This window comes from Allostigmatella hybrida (assembly GCF_020103775.1).
GTDB lineage: Bacteria > Myxococcota > Myxococcia > Myxococcales > Myxococcaceae > Hyalangium > Hyalangium aurantiaca.
In genome coordinates this window covers 1-1,346 of the sequence record NZ_JAHXBH010000072.1, presented here as the reverse complement: position 1 = coordinate 1,346, position 1,346 = coordinate 1, and the positions used below count along the sequence as shown (strand labels likewise).

1 protein-coding gene is annotated in these 1,346 nt (G+C 65.0%); it reads right to left on the bottom strand.

The features are described from left to right. On the bottom strand, window positions 1-1,274 hold a 1,274-nt coding region (locus KY661_RS37060; protein ID WP_225414677.1), incomplete at its 3' end, for an IS1182 family transposase. Window positions 1,275-1,346: the final 72 nt, after the last annotated feature.

Sequence of the window (1,346 nt, the reverse complement as noted above, 5' to 3'; positions counted from 1 at the left end):
AGTTGCCGAAAGCCTCGCACCTGCTTGATTTGTCCAAAGGGTGCCTCCGCCACCGCCTTTCGGCGTGCGTACACCGCCCGGCCTTTCTTCGTCCTCAGCCGTCGCGCCATCCAGTCCTTGAGGCTCAAGTCCCGGGGCATTCGGCCTCTGACCGGCGCGGGCTCTTCGCCGTGCTTCAGCCGCCCCGTGGCCAGGTAGGCATCGATTCCCAAGCACGTGGCTCTCACCACATTGTCCTCGCTGAAGTAGCCCGCGTCGGCCGTCACCACCCCAGGCACTCCACCGCAGTTGCCTACCACCTGCTCCATCAGCGGCACGAAGTGCTCCACGTCCGGTGCCTGGTTCGTCAGCGCCTGCGCCACGATAATTTGATGCCCCTCATCCACCGCCGCCTGCGCGTTGTAGCCTTGGATGAAGCCTCCTTGCGTCTTCTGGATTCGGCTCTCCGGGTCGGTGAAGTTGCGCTGTGCCTTGGGCTTGGGCTTGCCGTGCTTGTCCGTGGGCACCTGGTGGCTCGGCAGCCGCGTGGGCCCAGAGGCCGGTGGGTCCTGCTCGTCCTTCTGCTTCTTCTTAGCCTCCTGCTGCGCCTGCCGCGCCGCTTGGGCTTCTGCCTCCAACTCCGCCTTGGCCTGACGGATTTTCTTCAGCCGACTCTCCGCTCTCCTCAGCTCCTGCGGCAGCTCGTCTCCCCTCTTCTTCTTGCCGTACAGCCGGTCCTCGGCCTCGTCCGCCTCCTCGGCCGCCTTCATCAGCTCGCCCACCTTCTGCGTCAGCTCCTGCTCTCGCTGCTGCAGCCGCTCGTAGCTCATCGCCTTGTGCTTGCTGGCGTTCGCCTTGAGCTTCGTGCCGTCCAGCGCCACATGCCCCAGCTTCACCAGCCCCGCCTTCTGGCACAGCGCCAGCACCTGCACGAACAGCCCCGACAACTCCTTCAGGTGCCGCCTGCGGAACTCCGCGATGGCCGTATGGTCTGGGTGCTGGCCCGCGGCGATGATTCGGAACGCCACGTCCTCGTACGTCCTTCTCTCCAGCCTCCTCGACGAGGCCACGCCCACGCAGTAGCCGTACAACAACAGCCCTACCAGCATCCTCGGGTGGTACGGGGGGTAGCCCCTCAGCTCCCGCTCGTACTTCTCCAACAGCGGCTTCAGCTCCAGCTCCTTCACCGTATCCAGGATGAAGTACGCCAGGTGCTCTTCGGGCAGCCACTCCCGGGGCGAGGGCGGCAGAAGCTCCGACTGCTCCGGCTGGTAGGGGCGGTAGACCTTGCTCATGGGTAGGCAACCCCATCATGTCTTCGCCTACCCGTCGAGTAGGTTCTCTCGGTTACCCCAACAGACTCCTAG